The organism is Burkholderia sp. MSMB1072, from assembly GCF_001524725.1.
GTDB lineage: Bacteria > Pseudomonadota > Gammaproteobacteria > Burkholderiales > Burkholderiaceae > Burkholderia.
Genome location: NZ_LOYC01000022.1, coordinates 36,984 through 58,015 on the forward strand (window position 1 = coordinate 36,984; position 21,032 = coordinate 58,015).

At 68.0% G+C, this 21,032-nt stretch carries 19 protein-coding genes; 5 read left to right on the forward strand and 14 right to left on the reverse strand.

Annotation, left to right across the window (positions count from 1 at the left end):
- Positions 1-235 precede the first annotated feature (235 nt).
- Complete coding sequence (locus tag WS89_RS11325) at positions 236-1,015, forward strand: helix-turn-helix domain-containing protein (RefSeq protein WP_059791010.1); 780 nt, start codon at positions 236-238, stop codon at positions 1,013-1,015.
- Positions 1,016-1,053: 38 nt separating this feature from the next.
- On the opposite strand, the gene WS89_RS11330 is transcribed toward WS89_RS11325, so the two are convergent.
- The 4 genes from WS89_RS11330 to WS89_RS11345 all read right to left on the reverse strand — a co-directional run bounded on the left by WS89_RS11330 (position 1,054) and on the right by WS89_RS11345 (position 6,254).
- Positions 1,054-2,298 (reverse strand): multifunctional CCA addition/repair protein, encoded by a 1,245-nt coding sequence (locus tag WS89_RS11330; protein WP_059500630.1) that lies wholly within the window; start codon positions 2,296-2,298, stop codon positions 1,054-1,056.
- On the reverse strand, positions 2,295-2,942 hold the full coding sequence (locus WS89_RS11335; protein WP_059791012.1) for a glutathione S-transferase family protein: 648 nt from the start codon (positions 2,940-2,942) through the stop codon (positions 2,295-2,297). Before WS89_RS11335 ends, WS89_RS11330 begins: the two co-directional genes overlap by 4 nt.
- Before the next feature lie 61 nt (positions 2,943-3,003).
- The gene (locus WS89_RS11340; protein ID WP_059791014.1) at positions 3,004-3,963 is read right to left on the reverse strand and encodes a complex I NDUFA9 subunit family protein; all 960 of its coding nucleotides are present in this window, start codon (positions 3,961-3,963) and stop codon (positions 3,004-3,006) included.
- Positions 3,964-4,301: 338 nt separating this feature from the next.
- On the reverse strand, positions 4,302-6,254 hold the full coding sequence (locus WS89_RS11345) for a lytic transglycosylase domain-containing protein (protein WP_059791016.1): 1,953 nt from the start codon (positions 6,252-6,254) through the stop codon (positions 4,302-4,304).
- Positions 6,255-6,262: 8 nt separating this feature from the next.
- Here WS89_RS11345 and WS89_RS11350 point away from each other — a divergent pair, with 8 nt between their 5' ends.
- Positions 6,263-6,871 carry a 5-formyltetrahydrofolate cyclo-ligase gene (locus tag WS89_RS11350; RefSeq protein ID WP_059500626.1) on the forward strand — a complete coding sequence of 203 codons (609 nt, stop codon included), beginning with the start codon at positions 6,263-6,265 and terminating at the stop codon, positions 6,869-6,871.
- 74 nt (positions 6,872-6,945) lie between these two features.
- On the opposite strand, the gene WS89_RS11355 is transcribed toward WS89_RS11350, so the two are convergent.
- Positions 6,946-7,458 (reverse strand): winged helix DNA-binding protein, encoded by a 513-nt coding sequence (locus WS89_RS11355; RefSeq protein ID WP_011546427.1) that lies wholly within the window; start codon positions 7,456-7,458, stop codon positions 6,946-6,948.
- A 149-nt stretch (positions 7,459-7,607) separates the two neighbouring features.
- On the opposite strand from WS89_RS11355, the gene pxpB reads away from it, so the two are divergent.
- Genes pxpB through pxpA form a run of 3 tightly spaced genes read left to right on the forward strand, consistent with a single transcriptional unit; the run spans position 7,608 to position 10,148 of the window.
- Positions 7,608-8,264 (forward strand): 5-oxoprolinase subunit PxpB, encoded by a 657-nt coding sequence (gene pxpB, locus WS89_RS11360; protein ID WP_059791018.1) that lies wholly within the window; start codon positions 7,608-7,610, stop codon positions 8,262-8,264.
- A complete protein-coding gene (locus WS89_RS11365; protein WP_059500624.1) occupies positions 8,261-9,328 on the forward strand; it encodes a biotin-dependent carboxyltransferase family protein in 1,068 nt (355 codons plus the stop codon). The genes pxpB and WS89_RS11365 overlap by 4 nt, the downstream gene beginning before the upstream one ends.
- A 55-nt stretch (positions 9,329-9,383) precedes the next feature.
- Entirely contained in the window at positions 9,384-10,148 is a 765-nt protein-coding gene (pxpA, locus tag WS89_RS11370; RefSeq protein WP_059791022.1) for a 5-oxoprolinase subunit PxpA, read from the forward strand.
- Between the two features lie 557 nt (positions 10,149-10,705).
- Here pxpA and WS89_RS11375 read toward each other — a convergent pair.
- The 9 genes from WS89_RS11375 to WS89_RS11415 all read right to left on the reverse strand — a co-directional run bounded on the left by WS89_RS11375 (position 10,706) and on the right by WS89_RS11415 (position 21,006).
- Positions 10,706-11,851, reverse strand: coding sequence for a TraB/GumN family protein (locus WS89_RS11375; RefSeq protein WP_059500622.1), 1,146 nt, complete (start codon positions 11,849-11,851; stop codon positions 10,706-10,708).
- Positions 11,844-12,857, reverse strand: coding sequence for a peptide ABC transporter ATP-binding protein (locus WS89_RS11380; protein WP_059500621.1), 1,014 nt, complete (start codon positions 12,855-12,857; stop codon positions 11,844-11,846). Before WS89_RS11380 ends, WS89_RS11375 begins: the two co-directional genes overlap by 8 nt.
- Positions 12,854-13,852: an ABC transporter ATP-binding protein gene (locus WS89_RS11385; protein ID WP_059500620.1), complete on the reverse strand. Its 999-nt coding sequence runs from the start codon at positions 13,850-13,852 to the stop codon at positions 12,854-12,856. Before WS89_RS11385 ends, WS89_RS11380 begins: the two co-directional genes overlap by 4 nt.
- An 84-nt stretch (positions 13,853-13,936) precedes the next feature.
- Entirely contained in the window at positions 13,937-14,854 is a 918-nt protein-coding gene (locus WS89_RS11390) for an ABC transporter permease subunit (RefSeq protein ID WP_059500619.1), read from the reverse strand.
- Between the two features lie 4 nt (positions 14,855-14,858).
- Entirely contained in the window at positions 14,859-15,869 is a 1,011-nt protein-coding gene (locus WS89_RS11395; RefSeq protein ID WP_059500618.1) for an ABC transporter permease subunit, read from the reverse strand.
- Between the two features lie 110 nt (positions 15,870-15,979).
- Positions 15,980-17,608, reverse strand: a complete 1,629-nt coding sequence (locus WS89_RS11400) for an ABC transporter substrate-binding protein (protein WP_059500617.1) — start codon at positions 17,606-17,608, stop codon at positions 15,980-15,982.
- 322 nt (positions 17,609-17,930) lie between these two features.
- Positions 17,931-19,238: an MFS transporter gene (locus tag WS89_RS11405; RefSeq protein WP_059791024.1), complete on the reverse strand. Its 1,308-nt coding sequence runs from the start codon at positions 19,236-19,238 to the stop codon at positions 17,931-17,933.
- A gap of 190 nt (positions 19,239-19,428) precedes the next feature.
- Positions 19,429-19,740, reverse strand: coding sequence for a high-potential iron-sulfur protein (locus WS89_RS11410; RefSeq protein WP_059500616.1), 312 nt, complete (start codon positions 19,738-19,740; stop codon positions 19,429-19,431).
- Positions 19,741-19,896: 156 nt separating this feature from the next.
- Positions 19,897-21,006, reverse strand: coding sequence for an NAD(P)/FAD-dependent oxidoreductase (locus WS89_RS11415; protein ID WP_059791026.1), 1,110 nt, complete (start codon positions 21,004-21,006; stop codon positions 19,897-19,899).
- Between the last annotated feature and the right edge of the window lie 26 nt (positions 21,007-21,032).

Below are 21,032 nucleotides of genomic sequence, written 5' to 3' on the forward strand. Positions count from 1 at the left end.
CCTCGGGAAATTTTCGTCTCACTTAACTTTGTTTGATGCGCGACAGAATCTAGAGCAGGCCGAAATCGAGGTCAAGCCAAAATTTTCGTAGGACTAAAATCGGCGCGTAGCCTGCGGATCCCGGCACAACGCCGATTCGCCCGGCGACACCGCGCGGTACAATGCGCCGGCCTCCGCCCCGGCGACCGCCCCGCCGCTGCGCCTGCGCCCCGACTCGTTGCCACGAAAGAGATTCATGGATTCAGACCTCATGCGTATCGGCCAGCGCATTCGCCGCCTGCGCCGGGAAGCGAAGAAGACGTTGCTGGAAGTCGCGACCGAGGCGAAACTGTCGGTCGGGTTCCTGTCGCAAGTCGAGCGCCATCTGACGGGCATCTCGCTGTCGTCGCTCGTCAACGTCGCGAAGGCGCTCGGCGTGCCGCTCGGCACGCTGATCGCGCAGCCGCGCCAGACGCAGCCCGATTCGCACGAGGGCAGTCGCAAGCCCTATGCGCTCGACGCCGCGTCGCAGTGGTACGAGCGGCTCTCCACCACGTTCGACGGCAGCCAGATCAACGCACTGAAGGTGCAGATGATGGAAGGCTACCGGTCGGAATGGGTCGCGCACGGCGGCGACGAATTCGTGTACGTGCTGGCCGGCCGCATCTGCTACACGGTCGGCAAGAAAAATTACCCGCTGGCGCCCGGCGACTCGCTGCACTTCGACGCGCGCAAGCGGCATCGCGTAGCCAATGTCGGCGACGGGCCGGCCGAGCTGATCACCGTCAGCACGCTGCCGCTGTTCGACGACAGTTCGGCGGAATCCGTGTCCGCGACGGCGGAAATCAGGCAGTCGAAGCCCGGCGAGCCGCGCGGGCGCCGCCGTGCGCCGGCGTCCGAACGGGATGAGCGCGACGCCGCCGCGACGCGGCCGTTCACGGTTGGCGCGGCCGAAAGGAAGGGGGCGGCGAAGCCGCGCGCCGCCGCCGGCAAGCGCCCGGCGGCCGCCACGTCGAAGCGCACGAAGAAACCGTAACCGCTGGCGGGCGCGCACGCCGTGCGCGCTGTTCCTCTCTACTCGTCGCCGATCGCGAGCGCCTGCGCGACGGCCTGGATCCGCGCGCGATGCACGGCTTCCTTGATCTTCTCCGTGTCGGCGCCGATGCCGCGCGCGATCGCGCCGGCGTCGACGCTACGCGCCGCCGCGAGCGCGACGCGCAGCCGCTCGGCCTGCGGATACGGCTGCGCATCGAGCCCGAGCCGGCCGCGCGCATCCGCTTCGCAGGCCTGCAGCAGCTCGGCGAAGCGCGCCGGCTTGCGCAGCGCGTCGCTGCGCTCGAAGAGCCGCACCAGCGCGGCCGCGCCCATCTCCATCACGCGATGCAGGTTGCCGTGCTCGCGCGCGACCACCAGCGCGAGATCGCGGCATTCGTTCGGCACACGCAGCCGCTCGCACAACGGCTTGAGCAGCTCGACGCTGCGGCTTTCGTGGCCGACGTGGCGCGGCAGCACGTCCGCGGGCGTCGTCCCCTTGCCGAGGTCGTGCGTGAGCGCCGCGAACCGCACCGCCAGCGAATAGCCCTGCTTCGCCGCGTAGTCGACGACCATCATCACGTGCACACCGGTATCGACTTCCGGGTGGTAATCGGCGCGCTGCGGCACGCCCCACAGCGCGTTCACCTCGGGCAGGATGCGCGCGAGCGCGCCGCAGTCGCGCAGCACCGCGAACATCCGCGACGGCTTCGCCTCCATCAGCCCGCGCGCGATTTCCTGCCACACGCGCTCGGGCACGAGCGCATCGACCTCGCCCGCGTCGACCATCCGCCGCATCAGCGCGAGCGTTTCGTTTGCGACCGTGAAATCCGCGAACCGCGCGGCGAAGCGCGCAATGCGCAGGATCCGCACCGGATCCTCGACGAACGCGTCGCTCACGTGCCGGAACACGCGCGCGCGCAGGTCGGCCTGCCCGTCGAACGGATCGATCACCGGGCCGACCAGCGCGCCCTCCGGGCTCACTTCGCGCGCCATCGCGTTGATCGTCAGATCGCGCCGCGCGAGATCCTCGTCGAGCGTCACGTCCGGCGCGTAATGGAACTGGAAGCCGTGATAGCCGGCCGCCGTCTTGCGCTCGGTACGCGCCAGCGCGTATTCCTCCTGCGTCTGCGGATGCAGGAACACCGGGAAATCCTTGCCGACCGGCCGGAAGCCCTGCGCGGTCATCTGCTCGGGCGTCGCGCCGACCACCACGTAGTCGCGGTCCTGCACCGGCACGCCGAGCAATTCGTCGCGGATCGCTCCGCCTACTGCGTAGATGTTCATGGCTGAGGTTCGTAGTCGGCGATCACGTTGGTTTCGCGGCGCGCGGCGTCGATCCAGCGCTGCACCGCCGGCAGCGCCGTCACGCGCGCCGCATAGCCGGCCGCTTCCGGCGACAGCGCCGGCGCATACGTGTTGAAGCGCATCACGACGGGCGCATACATCGCATCGGCGATCCCGAATTCGCCGAACAGGAACGGGCCGCCCGATGCCTCGATGCATTCGCTCCACAGCGCGTCGATGCGCGCGACGTCGGCGAGCGCCTCGGGCGTCGCGCCGCGCCCCGGCATCGACGCGCGGATGTTCATACCCATCTGCGTGCGCAGCGCCGCGAAACCCGAATGCATCTCGGCGGATACGCAGCGTGCATGCGCACGCGCGAGCGGGTCGGCCGGCCACATCGGGAATTGCGGATAGCGCTCGGCGAGCGTCTCGGCGATCGCGAGCGAATCCCAGATCGCCATGCCGTGATCGTCGACCAGACACGGCACCTTGCCGGTCGGCGAGTATTCGCGGATGCGCGCGGCCGAGTCGTCGCGGCGCAGTTCGACCACGATCTCGTCGAACGGGATGCCGAAATGCGCGAGCAGCAGCCACGGCCGCATCGACCACGACGAGTAGTTCTTGTCTCCGATGACGAGCTTCATGATGGGGTTCCGAAAAACGTAAAAAAAGAAAAGGGTCGACCCGCGACGCCCCGTGCGGATGCTAGCGACGCGAGCGGAACCAGTCGAACCGCGAGCGCCCGGTCGCTTCGCCGAGATACGCGGGCGCAATGCTTTCCAGACTCGCGGGCGAGATCCCGAGTTCCGGCGCGAGCGGCCCCGACAGCACATTGGGCACCGACATCGTCGCGAGATTGTCGCGCGTGAGCACCGGCTCGCCGGGCAGGCATTCGAACACGCTCGCCTGCAGCCGCGCAAGCGCGTCGGGCAGCCGCACGATGCGTGCCTGGCGGCCGACCAGTGTGCCGCAATAGCGCACCAGTTGCTCGAGCGTGTAGACGGTCGGGCCACCGAGTTCGTAAGTCTTGCCGCGCGCGGCCGCGAGATCGAGCGTGTTGACGAACGCGCGTACGACGTCGCCGACGAACACCGGCTGGAAGCGCGCGTCGGGCATCGCGAGCGGCAGCACGGGCGCCATGCGCTGCAGCTTCGCGAACGTGTTGAGGAATGCGTCGCCCGGGCCGAACACGACCGACGGACGGAAGATCGTCAGCGCGAGCGAATCGGTGGCCGCGACCGCATGCAACGCGGCTTCGCCGTCGCCCTTCGAGCGCTGGTACATGCTCGCGCCGTGCGAATCGGCGCCGAGCGCGCTCATGTGCAGCACGCGCCGCACGCCGACCTCGACGCATGCCGCGGCCAGCGCGGCCGGCAGCGCGACGTGCGCACGCTCGAAGCCCGGCCCGTACGGCGTGCCGCGGCCGCCGTGCAGCACGCCGATCAGGTTGATCGCCGCGTGCGCGCCGGCGACGAAGCGCGCGAGCGTGCGCGTATCGAGCGCGTCGAGTTCGACAATGTCGACCGGCAGCATCTGCAGGTGGCGCGCGTGGTCGCGCCGCCGCGTGCCGATCCGCACGTGCTTGCCGGCGTCGATCAGCGCATTGACGAGCCGGCTGCCGATGAAGCCGGTGCCACCCAGCAGCGCGACGGTCTGGCGATCCATGTTCGGGACCTCTAAGGGGCGGTTCACGCTAATAACGGGCTTGCGCTGGCCACCAGAAGGGCCGAGCGCAAGGATTGCGACGCAGCGAATACTCGACGTATTCGCAAGGAGCATGACGCAGCGATCGGCCCTTCTGACGGCCAGCCCCATTCATGATTTTTTCCGGTCAGGGGAACGAGGCTGGCCGGCCGCATTGCGGCGTCGCGCGTCGCTTGTTTGGCTCGGCCAAACGGCGCTCCTTGCTTCTTGCACTGCAGCCGGCCAGCCTCGTTCGCAAGCCCGTTATTAGCGTGAACAGCCCCTTAAACACTGCCGCGTCTCGCGCGGCAGTTCGTATATCAGGGCGAGATCATGCCTAGACGTTTCTTCAACGACTGCGGTTTGCCCTCGAAGAGCGCCGCGTAATAGACGGTGTTCGACAGCACGTTCTTCACGTAGTCGCGCGTCTCGTTGAACGGAATCGTCTCCGCGAAGATCGCGCCTTCGACCGGCTGCGTCAACACCTGGCGCCACTGGCGCGGCCGGCCGGGGCCCGCGTTGTAGCCGGCGGTGGCGAGCACCGGCGAGCTGTCGAAGTTGTTGTAGATGTCCGCCAGATACCAGGTGCCGAGCTGGATGTTGGTGTCGATGTCGTGCATCTGCGCACGCGAGATCGTGCCCATGCCGAGCTTCTTCGCGACCATCTGCGCCGTCGCCGGCATCAGCTGCATCAGGCCGCCCGCGCCCACCGACGAACGCGCACTGATGATGAAGCGCGATTCCTGGCGGATCAGCCCGTACGCCCACTCGACGTCGAGGCCCGTCGACTGCGCGTAGCGCTCGACGGTCGTGCGGTACGGCGACGGATAGCGCAGCGTGAAGTCGTGCTCGGCCTTCGTGCGGTCGGCCGTGTTGACCGTGCGGTCGAGCAGCTCGACGCGCTTGCCGTATTCGGCGGCCGCGAGCAGCTGGCGATCGGTCATCCCGCGCAGCGGCCAGTTCCATTCGCGATTGCCTTCGAGGCGCAGGTTCAGTGCGTAGAAACGCTGCGCGAGCGCGAAGCCCGGGATCTTGCCCATCGCATCGATCTCGGCGTCGCTCACCTTCGTGCGCGGCGGGATCGTCGTGCGCTGGCCGAGCTCTTCGCCGGCCAACTGCCCGTAGAAGTTGAACTGGCCGGCGACCTGCTCGAATTCCTGGTTCGCCTGCAGCGTGTCGCCGCTCTGCTTGAGCGCGCGCGCATGCCAGTAGATCCACGCCGGATCGTTGCGCAGCGACGGCGGCATCTGCTCGATCGACCAGCGCACCATCGGCCAGTTGCCGGCGAGCAGCGCGGCGCGCGTGCGCCATTCGTAGCCCGGGTTCGACAGCGGCGCGCTCGCCGATTTCGCATACCAGACCGACGCCATCGGCGAGCGCTTGATCGCGCCCTGGTAGCCGATCGCGCCCCACGCGATCGCCTGTTCCTGCTTGGTCAGCAAAGGCGCGACCGTCGTCAGCATCCCGGCGGCGGCGTCCGGATCGTTGCGCGCCATGCGGCCGAGCGCGATCAGCGCGAGCTGATGCGACGCGGCATCGGGGCCGACGCCGCGCGCGAGATACAGCGGCGGCGCGCTCGTCGCCTGGTCGAAACCGGCCGGGCGCGGGCCGAGCGCATCGACGATCTTGCCGCCGAGCGTCGTGTAGTTCTGCTCGTACGCGAGGCGCGCCTGCTGCCACACGTCGTCGCTCGTGAACTGCTGGTTGACGGCGAGCGCGGTGATCAGGTCGACGCACGCGTCGCCGTAGTTCTTCGGCTCGACGAGCAGCGCGCGCGCCGCGTCGGCGACGTTCTCGTTGCGCGCCGCGCGCGATTCGAGCGCATAGCACTTGACCTGCGTGTCGTCGTCGAGCACGAAGCGCTTGTACTGGTCGTCGAAATTGCGCCAGTCGTGGCGCGCGCCGAGCACGAGCAGGTAGTCGTTGCGCAGGCGATCGGCGATCGCCTGGCCATCGTAGCGCTGCAGGAACGACTGCACGGGCGCATCCGGCGCATCGACGCGCGCGCGGCCCGTCGAATCGAACAGCTGCGGCTTGATCTGGAAATACTCGACGTAGGACGGAACCGGATAGTTCGGGATCATCGACGCGAGCTGCGCGGCCTTCGCGGCGTCGTTGCGGCGTGCGGCTTCGCGAAGCTGCACGAAGATCTGGTCATCCCCGGGGAGCGTGTCGTCGTTCGGTGCGGCGCACGCGGCCGTGCCCGCGACGAGCGCGCCGGCCGAAAGCATCAGCGCGACCGCGCGATATACTCGAAAAAGGCTGTTCGACATCGTTATGAATGGAGCACGAAGTGAGCGAAAGCATAGCACGCAACCCTGTGCCGAACCCGAAGGTTGCGCTGCGCAAAACGCTGTCCGGCGCCCGTCGCGACGCCGCGTCGCAGCCCGCCGCGAACGCCGCGCTCGACGCGCGGCTGCGCACGCTGCTCGACCGTCTGGCGCCGCGCACGGTCGGGTTCTACTGGCCGCTGCCGGGCGAATTCGATGCGCGCGACGCGGTGCTCGCATGGTGCGCGGCGGGTGCCGGCCGGTGCGCCGCGTTGCCGGTGATCGGCGAGCGTCACACGCCGCTCGCGTTCCACGCGTGGGACACGCACACGCCGATGCGCGAAGGCCATCACCGGATTCCCGAACCGGCGTCGGGAATCGTCGTCGTGCCCGATCTTTTGCTGATTCCCTGCGTGGGATTCGATCCGCAGCGCTACCGGCTCGGCTACGGCGGCGGCTACTACGACCGCACGCTCGCCGCATGGCCGGGCGACACGCTGCCCGTGACGGTCGGCATCGCGTACGAAGCGTGCCGCGTCGATGCGCTGCCGGCCGAAGCGCACGATCTCGCGCTGCGCTGGATCGTCACCGACGGGGCGCTTTACCCGGCCGCCGGATAATGCCGCGCACGGCGCCGCGATCGTCGCCGCCGGCCCGAGGGCGCGTCGTCGCGCCCGAGCGTTTCCGCCAGCGCTTACAGCGATGCCGCCGCGCGCGCGGCCGTGTCGTAGAGGCCCGATGCGTGGCGCAGCAACTGCGCCGCGTCGCCGATCTGCTCGTTGGTGAGGCCGCTGTCCTTCAGCGTCTCGATCAGGCAGTGCTCGCGAACCTCGCGGTACTTCAGGCACAGGTCGCGGCCCGCGTCGGTCGCGAAGAAGAACACTTCCTTGCCGCTTTTCTCGCTCTTCACGTAGCCGCGGGCGATCAGTTTTTTCAGCGCATAGGTCGCGACGTGCGTATCCTCGATATTGAGCACGAAGCAGATGTCGGCGAGCTTCTTCTTGCGTTCGCGATGGCTGACGTGATGCAGCAGCGAGACCTCGACCGCCGTCATGTCCTTCGCCCCCGCCGCCGACATGCAGCGCACCATCCAGCGGTTGAACGCGTTGCCGGCCATGATGAGCCCGTATTCGAGCTCCGACAGCTCCGCGCTCGAATCGGAAACGAGGTGTTCGGATGACACGATCTTGGTCGCAGGACGCTTCATGGAAAGGCGGCGCAAGCCGGATGACAGGATGTGCCCGAGTGTACGCCAGAAGCCCCGGCCTTCGGGCTAGGCAAAAACGCTTATTGATAAGTTGTCGATATTTTGTCGACAATGTGCGCTAACATTGCCGTCCGAACCGTGCCAGTCCGATGACGCAACCCCGCATTTATCCGCTCGGCGATGCCGCCCTCGTCTGCGAGGTGCCGCCGCCCGCCACGCTCGATTGCCAGCGCCGCGTCTGGGCCGTGGCCGAGGCCGCGCGCGCGTGGCCCGACGTGATCGACGTCGTCCCGGGCATGAACAACCTGACCATCGTGTTCGACGCGCTCGCCGCGACGGCCGACTCGCTCACGCCCGCGCTGCGCGACGCGTGGGAGACGGCCGACGTCGAGCACGCGGACGGCCAAGAGGTCGAGATCCCGGTCGAGTACGGCGGGGCCGCCGGCCCCGACCTGGCCGCCGTCGCCGCCCACACGGGCCTGTCGGCCGACGAGGTCGTCGCGCGCCACGCGGCCGGCACCTACGTCGTGTTCTTCGTCGGATTCCAGCCGGGCTTCGCGTATCTCGGCGGCCTCGACGCGTCGCTGCACACGCCGCGCCGCGCGGCGCCGCGCCTGGAGGTGCCGGCCGGCTCGGTCGGCATCGGCGGCGCGCAAACCGGCATCTACCCGGCCACGTCGCCCGGCGGCTGGCAACTGATCGGCCGCACGTCGCAGTCGCTGTTCGATCCGGCGCGGCCGCAGCCGACGCTGCTGCTGCCCGGCGACCGCGTACGCTTCACCGTTGCGGGAGTCGACCCACGATGACCCAGAGCCACGCACCGGGCACCATCGAGGTCGTGCGGGCCGGCCCGCTGTCGACCGTGCAGGATCTCGGGCGCCGCGGCACGCGCCATCTCGGCGTCGCGCAAGGCGGCGCGCTCGACGGCCTCGCGCTCGAGGTCGGCAACCGGCTCGTCGGCAACCGCCCCGACGCGGCGGCCGTCGAAATCACGATCGGCCCCGCCACGTTCCGCTTCACGCGCGCGACGCGCATCGCGATCGCCGGCACCGAATTCGGCGCGACGCTCGACGGCAAGCCCGTGTACTCATGGTGGAGCCTGCCGGTCCGCGCCGGGCAGACGCTCGTGCTGCCGGCCGCGAAACGCGGCATGCGCGGCTACCTGTGCATCGCGGGCGGCATCGACGTGCTGCCGATGCTCGGCTCGCGCAGCACCGATCTCGCGTCGCGCTTCGGCGGCCTCGGCGGCCGCGCGCTGCGCGACGGCGACCGGCTCCCGGTCGGCGTGCCGCCGGCCGGCGCGGGTTGCCTCGCGGCCGATGCGCCCGAATTCGGCGTGAAGGCGCCGGCGTGGTGCGCGTTCGTGCGCGTCGACGAGCCGCCGCGCCGTCACCGCCCCGCGCACGCGCCGTGGGCGATGCCCGTGCGCGTGCTGCCGGGCCCCGACTACGCGTCGTTCGCGGCCGATTCGCAGCAGGCGTTCTGGGACGAGGAATGGCTCGTCACCGCGAACAGCAACCGGATGGGCTATCGGCTCGCCGGCGCCGAGCTCGTGCGCGAGCGCCCGGTCGAGCTGCTGTCGCACGCGGTGCTGCCCGGCACGATCCAGGTGCCGCCGAACGGCCAGCCGATCGTGCTGATGCACGACGCCCAGACCACCGGCGGCTACCCGAAGATCGGCACGGTGATCCGCGCCGACCTGTGGAAGCTCGCGCAGGCGCGGCTCAACCTGCCGATCCGCTTCGTGCGCACGACGCTCGACGCCGCACGCGCCGCCCTCGTCGCGGAACGGGCGTACTTGCGGCAGATCGACGTCGCGATCGAGATGCGCGAGGAAGCGCGCCGCGCCGCCCAAACGCGCGCGGCGTGACAATGACGGAAGCGGCACGGAGGACGCGCCACGCAATCAGTGGACGAGGAACGTTATGGAAATCGATCTGAATGCCGATCTCGGCGAAGGATGCGGATCGGACGAGGCGCTGCTCGACCTCGTCACGTCGGCGAACATCGCATGCGGATGGCATGCGGGCGGCGCGAATGCGATGCGCGACTGCGTGCGCTGGGCCGTGCAGAAAGGCGTGTCGATCGGCGCGCATCCGAGCTTTCACGATCCGGAGAATTTCGGCCGCAAGGAAATGCAGTTGCCGGCCGGCGACATCTACGCGGGCGTGCTGTACCAGCTCGGCGCGCTGTCTGCGATCGCGCAGGCAGAGGGCGGGCGCATCGCGCACGTGAAACCGCACGGCGCGCTGTACAACCAGGCCGCACGCGATCCGATGATCGCCGACGCGGTGGTATCTGCGATCCACGACTTCGATCCGTCGCTCGCGGTGTTCGGGCTCGCGAACAGCGTGTTCATCGCGGCCGCGCGACATGCAGGGCTCGCGGCGGTGGAGGAAGTGTTCGCCGATCGCGGCTATCGCGCGGACGGCTCGCTGGTGCCGCGCAGCCTGCCCGGCGCGTTGATCGACGATGAAGATGCGGTGCTCGCGCGCACGCTCGACATGGTGCGCAACCGGCAGGTGCGCGCATTGAGCGGCGAATGGGTGCCGCTCAATGCGCAGACCGTCTGCCTGCATGGCGACGGGCCGCATGCGCTGGCGTTCGCGAAAAGGATTCGCGCGGCGCTCGAGGCGGCCGGCGTCGACGTCGTGGCGCCCGGCGCGCTGCAGGCCGACGAAGGCGCGTAACGAAGCATCCGGCGCATGGCCCGCGTGTCGCGCGTTTTCGTCGCACCAAAGAAAAAAGCGCCCTCGTGGCGCTTTTCCGTTGGCGCAATCGCTGCGGCTTCGCCGTCTGTCGATTCGCCCCCCGAAACCGTCTTTCGACGGTGACCGGAAAAATATTCCGGATTAAAAAACGTCCGCCGCCGCCCGATCACTGCCTTCCCCGGTCAGACGGCGGAACGTCGCTTATGTGCAAGTCGGCCTGCATGCATGTGTTTTCGACGACGATTGGCCCCGCCGTGCATGCAGACTCTCCGCGGCCGGCACATGCTTCATGTGCCGGCGACGCTCACCCCGCGCTTTATTTCTGCTACCCCGTAGAACTTATCTATTCTTTTCATTTTTTCAACTTGTGGGGTGAAGAATAGATATCGGCCGAACGGGATGTCAATCGTTTTAAACGCTATTTTCCGACGATTCAAGGGTTTTCCTTATCGAGCGACGCCACCGCGCAGGCGCTGCGCGCCGTGCGTGCGACGTCGATCAAACAGGGGAAGATCGATGCGGGCAGGCGGGCCCGATCAGTTCGCGTCGACCCGGTATCCTTGCTGGCGCAACAATTCGAGCACGCCCCGCGGGCCACCCAGATGCAGCGCGCCGATCGCGACGAACAGCGGCCGGTTCGGCGCGGCGATTGCCGTCATCCGTGCAACGAAGCGCCGGTTGCGTTCGTACACGATCTTGTTGTCGAGCGACGCCGACAACGCCTTCGAATGCGCGAGCCGCTCGCTCTTCGCGACGGCCCATGCGGAGATCGCATCGGCGTCGCCAATTCGCCACAGCCGGTGCAGCGCCTTGATGTCGTCGGCGTTCTGCGCGGGCGTCTGCACCATGTCCTGCGCGAGCATCTCGCGCTGCTCGGCGAGCGTCAGCCCGGTGAACGCGCGCATCTGTTCGGCGAGCGTCTCGAGTCCGATCACGCGGCCGCCCTTCTTCTTCAGGAACACGTTCTGCAGTTGCGCCTCGGTGCCGTATTCGGTCTGCAGGCCCGCCGACAGCGAATCGTAGGTCTCGACGACGAGCGCCGCGAGCCACGGCCGCATCTTGCGGATCTCGGCGAGCGCGGCCGGATTGCCGCGCAGGCGCGCCGCGAGCCGCTGCCACAGCGGCTCGGGCAGCAGGCGCTGCAGGCACGGGTAGCGACACACGCCGTATTTCGACACGTCGTCCTGCGATTCGAGCAGGTCGTCGGGCGACAGTTCGAGCGCGAGCGTCGGCGACGCGGCGAGCGCCGCGAGGATGCGCGGCCGGAACGGCTGCGCGCTCGGGTAATCGGACGGATCGCCCGTGTGCAGCGTGCCGAGCACGTAGAGCGTGACCTTGCCCTTGGTCGCGACGTAGAACGGCATGCGCGCCGGCTGCACGCGCACGGTGCCGCGCGACACCGTGCCGTCCGATCCGGCCGGCGCATGGAAGCCCGGCAGGCTCATGCCGGGCGGCGGAACCTGCGACGGATGAATCGGCGAAGTCGCCGGCGCACGCCCTTCGGCGCGCGCCGGCTCGACGGGCACCACGACGCTGGCCGCCACGCACGCGCCGGCCAGCGCCGCGCCCGTGACGGTGCGCACGCTCCAGCGCCGCGCGTAGCGGTATGCGCGCATTGCGCGCGCGCCGCCTGCCCCCGCACGGCGCACGCCGGACACGCGCGCCGCCAACGCTTCAGGCATTCTCCTCCCCGACCTCCTCGGCGCGATGGCAGGCCACGCGCCGGCCGTCCACTTCACGCAATTGCGGCTCCTCGACGCGGCACCGCTCGACCGCGTACGGGCAGCGCTGGTGAAACGAGCAGCCCGACGGCGGATTGAGCGGCGACGGCAGCTCGCCCTGCAGCTTGATCTGCACGCGGCGGTCTTCCTCGAAGATCGCCGGCGTCGCCGACATCAGCGCCTGCGTGTACGGATGGCGCGGCCGTGCGTAGATCGTCGCCTTGTCGCCGAGCTCGGCGACGCTGCCGAAGTACATCACCATCACGTCGTCCGCGACGTGCTCGACCACCGACAGGTTGTGCGAGATGAACACGTAGCTCGTCTTGAACTGCTCCTGCAGATCCATGAACAGGTTCAGGATCTGCGCCTGGATCGACACGTCGAGCGCGGACACCGGCTCGTCGGCGACGACGATGCGCGGATCGAGGATCATCGCGCGCGCGATCGCGACCCGCTGGCGCTGGCCGCCGGAGAACATGTGCGGATAGCGCTTCGCGTGCTCGGGCCGCAGGCCGACCGTGCGCATGATCTGCGCGATGCGCGCGGCGCGCTCGGCGGCCGTCAGGTTCGCGTTGATCTCGAGCGGCTCGGCGAGCGTCTGCTCGACGGTCTTGCGCGGGTTGAGCGACGCGAACGGGTTCTGGAACACCATCTGCACGCGGCGACGCAGGTCGGCGACCGTGTCGCGGCTCGCGCCGGCCACGTTCTTGCCGTCGATCGTCAGACTGCCCGACGTGGGCGTCTCGATCATCGTGAGCTGGCGCGCGAGCGTCGACTTCCCGCAGCCCGACTCGCCGACGACGGCGAGCGTCTTGCCGCGCTTCAGCGAGAACGACACGCCGTTCAGCGCCTTCACCGTGCCCTGCCCGAACATCCCGCGCTTCACGGAATAGTGCTTCGCGAGGCCGTCGGCCACCAGGACGTCCTCGTCGTGCGACACGTGGCGCGTATCCTGGACTGCATTCATCGTGCGCCTCCCGTCAGGTCGAGGTTGGAAACATTGAGCGGCTTGATGCAGCGCGCGCGCATCGCATCGTTGCCCGGCACCAGCGTGTCGAGCGCCGGCCGCGCCTTGCGGCAATCGTCGACGACGTACTTGCAGCGCGGCGCGAAGAGGCACCCGGACGGGCGATCATCGCGGCCCGGCACCATGCCCGGCAATGCGGCAAGGCGACGCGCCCCCCGATTGTGCTCGGGAATCGCCGCGAGCAGCGCTTCGGTGTACGGATGATGCGGCGCGCGGAAGATGTCGGGCACGCGGTTGGTCTCGATGACCTCGCCCGCGTACATCACCGCGACGCGATGCGCGACCTCGGATACCACCGCCAGATCGTGCGAGATCAGCACGAGCGCCATCCCGCGCTCCTTCTGCAGCTTCACGAGCAGATCCATGATCTGCGCCTGGATCGTCACGTCGAGCGCGGTGGTCGGCTCGTCGGCGATCAGGAGCTTCGGGTTGCACGCGACGGCCATCGCGATCATCACGCGCTGGTTCATCCCGCCCGACATCTGGTGCGGGAACGACGCGATGCGGTTCTTCGCATCGGGAATGCCGACCTGGTCGAGCAGTTCGAGCGCGCGCCGGTGCAGCGCGTCGCCGCGCAGGCCTTCGTGCAGCTTCAGCACTTCCTTGATCTGGTAGCCGACCGTGTAGCTCGGATTCAGGCTTGTCAGCGCGTCCTGGAACACCATCGCGATGTCCTTGCCGACGATCTTGCGGCGCGCCTTCGGCGACGCCTTCAGCAGGTCGACGCCGTCGAACGTGACCTCGTCGGCCGTCACCTTGCCGGGCGCGTCGATCAGGCCCATCAGCGCCATCATCGTCACGCTCTTGCCCGAGCCCGATTCGCCGACGACGCCCACCACCTCGCCCGGCGCGACCGACAGGTTGATCCGGTCGACCGCGGGCAGGCCGTTGAAGTTCACCGCGAGATTGCGGATAGTCAGTAGATTTTGGGTCATGTCGTCCTCCGCCGGGCCGCCCCAAGGAGGATGACCGCCCCCTTGGGGGGCAACGAACGAAGAGAGTGTGGGGGTCGTTTCATATCACGCCATCCGCTTCAGTTTGGGATCGAGCGCGTCGCGCAGCCCGTCGCCGAGCAGGTTGATCGCGAGCACCGAAATCAGGATCGACAGCCCGGGCATCGTCACGATCCACCACGCGTTGTCGATGTAGTCGCGCGCGGACGCGAGCATCGCGCCCCACTCGGCGGTCGGCGGCTGCACGCCGAGGCCGAGGAAGCCGAGCGCGGCCGCGTCGAGGATCGCCGACGAGAAGCCGAGCGTCGCCTGCACGATCAGCGGCGCCGTGCAGTTCGGCAGCACCTGCGAGAACATCAGGCGCAGCGTGCCGGCGCCGGCCACGCGCGACGCGGTCACGTATTCCTTCTGCAGCTCGCCGAGCGCCGACGCGCGCGTGAGGCGCACGTAGGCCGGCAGCGCGACGATCGCGATCGCGAACATCGTGTTGGTGAGGCCCGGGCCGATGATCGCGACGACCGCGACCGCGAGCAGCAGCGACGGCAGCGCGAGCAGCACGTCCATGATGCGCATCACCGGCGTGTCGGCCCACTTCTGGAAGAACGCGGCGATCAGGCCGAGCACGATGCCGGGGATCAGCGCGAGCACGACCGACACGAAGCCGATCCAGAACGACATCCGCGCGCCGAACATCAGCCGCGAAAGAATGTCGCGGCCCGCTTCGTCGGTGCCGAGGATGAATTGCCAGTTGCCGCCGGCGAGCCACGCGGGCGGAATCTTCACGTAGTCGCGGTATTGCTCGACCGGGCTGTGCGGCGCGATCAGCGGCGCGAACAGTGCGACGACGATCAGCACGATCACGACGATGCCCGCGCCGACGGCGCCGCGGTTGCGCGAGAAGTTGGCCCAGAACTCGCGCAGCGCGAGCGCACGGCCGCCGGCCGGCGCGGATTCGCTCGGCAGGGTGTTTTGCAGATTGCTCATGGAATTACCTCGTGTGGCGGATGCGCGGATTCAGCACGCCGTACAGCAGGTCGACGACCAGGTTCACGACGATCACGAGCGTCGCGATCAGCAGGATGCCGCCCTGGACGACCGGATAGTCGCGGCGGCCGATCGCGTCGATCAGCCACTTGCCGATGCCGGGCCACGAAAAGAGCGTCTCGGTCAGCACGGCGCCCGCAAGCAGCGTGCCGATCTGCAGGCCGATCACGGTGACGACCGGGATCAGCGCATTGCGCAGTGCATGCACGACGACCACGCGCACGGGCGACAGCCCTTTCGCGCGGGCAGTGCGGATGTAGTCCTCGCGCAGCACTTCGAGCATCGACGAGCGCGTCATCCGCGCGATCACCGCGAGCGGGATCGTGCCGAGCACGATCGCGGGCAGGATCAGGTGGCTCACCGCCGACTTGAACGAGCCTTCGTCGGGCGCGAGCAGCGCGTCGATCAGCATGAAGCCCGTCGGATGCGGAAAGTCGTATTCGACGGCGATGCGGCCCGACACGGGCGTCCAGCCGAGGTACGACGAAAACACCATGATGAGGATCAGCCCCCACCAGAAGATCGGCATCGAGTAGCCGGTGAGCGCGGTGCCCATCACGCCGTGGTCGATGACCGAGCCGCGCCGCAGCGCGGCGATCACGCCGGCCGGCAGGCCGACGACGAGCGCGAACACGAGCGCGCACAGCGACAGTTCGACGGTCGCCGGGAAGCGCGCGAAGAATTCGCCCGCGACGCTCGTGTTGGTGATGATCGACGTGCCGAGGTCGCCGTGCAGCGCCCGGCCGACGTAGTGGAGGTACTGCAGCGGCAGCGGCTCGTCGAGCCCGAGGCGTTTCATCGCCTCTGCGTGCATCGCGGGATCGACGCCGCGCTCGCCCATCATCACTTCGATGGGGTCGCCCGGTATCAGGTGAATCAGCGCAAACGCCAGGATGGTGATGCCGATGAAGGTCGGGATCACCATCCCCACGCGGCGCAACACGAATCTGAACATGATGCGTCTCGTATTTTCTTGTGGGAAATGTGCGACCGGCGACGGGAAGCTTTTGGCCTCCCGCCGCCGGATGAGTTAGCCGGTCTTCGCGACAGCTTACGACAGGCGTGTTACTTCACGCTAACCCCGTCGAAGCGGGCATAGCCGAGCGGTTCGATACGCATGTCGACCACGTTCTTGCGCACCGGCTGATAGACCGTCGAGTTCGCGATCGGCGAGAACGGCAGTTGTTGCGCGAAGATCTGCTGCGCCTGCGTGTAGAGCTTCGTGCGCGCGTCCTGGCCCGTCGTCGTGCGGCCCTTCTGGACCAGGTCGTCGAACGGCTTGTAGCACCAGTGCGAGAAGTTGTTGCCCTTGATCGCCTCGCAGCCGAGCAGCGTGCCGAGCCAGTTGTCCGGATCGCCGTTGTCGCCGGTCCAGCCGATCAGCATCGTGTCCTGCTCGCCGCCGTGCGCGCGCTTGATGTACTCGCCCCACTCGTACGTGACGATCTTCGCCTTCACGCCGATCTTCGCCCAGTCGGCCTGGATCATCTCGGCCATCAGGCGGGCGTTCGGGTTGTACGCGCGCTGCACCGGCATCGCCCACAGCGTGATCTCGAAACCGTTCGGATAGCCTGCCTTCGCGAGCAGCGCCTTCGCCTTCGCGGTGTCGTAGGCAGCCATCTTCAGGTTCTTGTCGTACGACCATTGGGTCGGCGGCATCGGCGCGGTCGCGGCCTGGCCGGCGCCCTGGTAGACGGATTCGAGGATCGCCTTCTTGTTGATCGCCATGTCGAGCGCCTGACGCACTTCGAGCTTGTCGACCGGCTTGTGCTCGACGTTGTACGCGAGGTAGCCGAGGTTGAAGCCGGCCTGCGACGGCATGTCGACGTTCGGATCGGCCTTCAGCGTCGCGATGTCGGCCGGGCGCGGATAGCTCATCACCTGGCATTCGTTGCGCTTGATCTTCTGCACGCGCACGCCCGGATCCGGCGTGATCGAGAAGATCAGCTTCGACAGCTTCACCGCGCCCTTCTTCCAGTAATCAGGATTGCCATCGAAGCGGATCGTCGCGTCCTTCGTGTAGCTGCGGAAGATGAACGGGCCCGTGCCGATCGGCTTCTGGTTGATGTCGGCGGCCTTGCCGGCCTTCATCAACTGGTCGCCGTATTCGGCCGACAGGATCGACGCGAATTCCATCGCCATGTTCTGGATGAACGGCGCGTTCGGCTCGGCCAGCGTGAACTTCACGGTATACGGGTCGACCTTCTCGATCTTCGTGATCAGCTTGTCGAGGCCCATGTCGGTGAAGTACGGGAACGACACCGGGTACGCCTTGCGGAACGCGTTGTTCGGATCGAGCATGCGCTCGAACGAGAACACGACGTCGTCCGCGTTGAACTCGCGCGTCGGCTTGAAGAAGTCGGTCGTGTGGAACTTCACGCCATGGCGCAGGTGGAACGTGTATACCTTGCCGTCGGACGACACGTCCCACTTCTCTGCGAGGCCGGGCTCGACCTTCGTGCCGCCGCGCTCGAATTCGACGAGGCGGTTGTAGACGGTGAACGTGGCGGCGGTGAAATCGACGCCGGTCGTGAATTGCGCGGAATCGAAACCCGCCGGGCTGCCTTCTGAGCAGTAGACGAGCGTTTTGTTCGGGATCTGTGCGAATGCAGAGCCCGCGACGCCGAGCGATGCCGCTGCCACGCCTGCCATGGCGGTAACACGCAGGGTGTGCAACAGACGGTTGTATTCCATGTTTCCTCCAGGTCTCCAGATCGGAACCGGTCCCGCCAGGGTCCGGCGTACGCGGATATTACTTGAGCTAACGATGTGGCAACAAGCTGGAGAAAAAACTCTTCTAGATGCCCGCCGGGTTTTTGCCGATTTTTAGTGTGGGTAAAAAATGCGACAACGCGCGCGAGCGACGATTCCGTTCATTTCGCGGCATGTTTCGTTCGACGACTAAACAATTCGGGTGCGAACACGAAGGGGGCGACGCACCGTTTCCCCCGCGTTCCGCAGCACATCATTGCGTTTTGCGAAACGATTCGATGACCGTCTTCGAATCGTCATGTCGTCACGCCGGCGCATCGAGATCGGCGCTGCGCGCGGGCACGAACGCGACCGCGACGATCGACAGCGCGAGCCCCGCCATCACGTAGTAGGTCGGCGCGAGCGGCGTGCCCGTGACCTTGATCAGCCACGTGACGATGAACTGGCCGAAGCCGCCGAACAGCATCACCGCGACGTTGTACGCGATCGACAGCCCGGTCGAGCGCACGTTGGCCGGAAAGAGTTCGGCGATCATCGCGCCGAACGGCCCGTAGTAGCCCGCGAGCGTCACCGACAGCACGGCCTGTACCGCGATCAGCCGCCCGATGCTCGGCGCCGCGTCGAGCCACGCGAACAGCGGATACATCAGCGCGAGCGTCAGCACGAGCGACCACAGCGACAGCTCTTTTCGGCCGATGCGGTCCGACCACGCGCCCGCGACCGGCGACAGCACCATCAGCAGCAGGTTGCCGACGATCACCGCGTAGAACGATTCCGCATAAGGCAGCTTCAGTTGCTTCACCGCGAAGGTCGGCAGATAGCTGATCAGCACGTAGATCGTCACCGTGAGCGCGATCACCGAGCCGAGCCCGCACAGCACCTCGCGCGGGTGGCGCGTGAACACTTCGCCGAGCGTCGCGCGGCGCGCGCTTTGCTGCGCATGCAGGAATGCTTCGGAATCCGCGAGATGGCGGCGGATGTAGAAGCCGATCGGGCCGATCACGAGCCCGAGGATGAACGGCACGCGCCAGCCCCAGCTGCGCAGCGCGTCGTGCGACAGCCCGCGCGTGACGGCCGCGCCGACGAGCGCGCCGATCAGCAGCGCGGCCGCCTGGCTCGCCATCTGCCAGCTGCCGTAGAAACCGCGTTTCGAGAACGGCGCGGCTTCGATCAGCAGCGCCGTCGCGCTGCCGAACTCGCCGCCCGCGGAAAAGCCCTGCAGCAGGCGGCCGAGCACGATCAGGAGCGGCCCGCCGATGCCGATCGCCGCATAGGGCGGCGCGATCGCGAGCAGGAAGATGCCGGCCGTCATCAACAGGATCACGAGCGACAGCGCGGCCTTGCGGCCCGCGCGGTCCGCGTACAGCCCGAACACGATGCCGCCGATCGGGCGCATGAAGAACGCGACGCCGAACGTCGCGGTGGTGAGCAGCAGCGACGAGTATTCGCTGGTGGTCGGGAAGAACAGCTCGGCGATCACGACCGTCATGAAGCCGAACACCGTGAAGTCGTACCACTCGAGCGCATTGCCGATCACGGCGGCCACCACCGCGCGCCGGTTCAGCGCACGCTCGGGCCGGGTCGCTTTCGTTGAATTCGCAATCGTCGCCATGCGTGCCTCGTCCTCGTGGATACGCCGTGTCGGGCGGTTCGGCGCGCGCGGTGCCGCGGCGCGCTGGTGTGCAGCGAGTGTAGAAAGCGGCGGAACCGTTTTCAAGCAATAAAAAACGCCCGCCATCGAACGACAGCGAGCGTGTTGCGGTTTTCGCCACAATGCGGCATCGCACGACGCCGCACGGGCCTCAACCCATCTTCGAGAAAGCGCTGCACCAGCCCTTCGCCGACACCTGCTTGCCGGGGAACGCGCCGCACGGGCCCGCAGCCGAGCCCTTCTTGCCCTGGTACAGCATGCAGGCCGCGCAATCCTGGCCCGCTGCGTATTTCGGGTACTTCGTCTTGTCGACCTTCGTGGCATCGGCCTTGTAGCCGAGCGCCGTCGCGGTCGGATCGGTTTCCGACAGCATCGGCGCATCGGCCAGCGCTTCGCGCGACAGCGCCAGCGCGGACACGGCGCCAATGCTCGTAATCAGGAAACTCCGACGGGATGTTTTCATGGGGGACTCGCTCCAACGTTATCGGTTTGAAAGCCGTTCTGGCGACGGCGTACGACAGAATAACGCCCAAGCGGATAAATGTGCGCGCCGAAATGCCGGAGATAAGGGATTTCACACGGGCTCATCCGGCCGGCCCGCGCGGCGGCGGGCCGTGCGTCACGCGCGCGACACCATGTCGCCGACGCGCTGCGCGAGCGCGAGCGCGGCGGTGAGCCCCGGCGACTCGATGCCGAACAGGTTCACGAGCCCGCGCACGCCGTGCTGCGCGGCGCCCTGCACGATGAAGTCGGCCGGCGGCTCGCCGGGCCCCGCGACCTTCGGCCGGATGCCCGCGTACGCCGGCTGCAGCGCATCGTCGGGCAGGCCCGGCCAGAATGCGCGAATCGACGCGTAGAACGCGCCCGCGCGCGCCGGATCGACTTCGTAGCGCAACGAATCGCACCACTCGACGTCCGGGCCGAAGCGCGCCTGCCCGCCGAGATCGAGCGTCAGGTGCACGCCGAGCCCCGCGCGATCGGGCATCGGATAGATCAGGTGCGAGAACGGCGCTCGGCGCGACAGGCTGAAATAGTTGCCGCGCGCGAGATAGAGCGGCGGCACCCAGCGCGGATCGAGGCCGCGCGTGCGGCGCGCGAGCGCCTGCGCGCCGAGGCCCGCGCTGTTGATCACGCAGGTGGCGTCGATCTCGGCCGGCGCGGCGCCGCCGGTGCGCACAATGAAGCGCCCGCCGCGCAGCACGTCGATCGCTTCGACCGGCGATTGCAGCACGCACACGGCGCCGTCGCGCTCCGCATCGCCGAGCAGCGCGAGCATCAGCTGGTGGCTGTCGACGATGCCCGTCGACGGCGAGAACAGTGCCTCCACGCATTCGAGCGCGGGCTCGAGCGTCTGCGCCTCGGCGCGCGTGAGCGGCAGCAGGTCGAGTACGCCGTTTTCGGCCGCGCGCGCGGCGATCGCCTTCAACTGCTTCACCTGCGCGGCGCTCGTCGCGACGAGCAGCTTGCCCGTGCGCCGGTGCGGCACGTGATGGGTGTCGCAGAATTCGTACAGCAGGTCGCGCCCGTGCACGCACGTCACCGCCTTCAGCGACCCGCGCGGATAGTAGAGCCCCGCGTGAATCACCTCGCTGTTGCGCGAACTCGTGCTCGTGCCGATCGCGTCGGCCGCCTCGAGCACGATCGTTTCACGCCCGCGCGCGGCGAGTTCGCGCGCGATCGCCAGACCGACGACACCCGCGCCGATCACGACACAATCCGTCTGCTCCATGGCTTTTCGCGCTGCTCGCGCGTCGA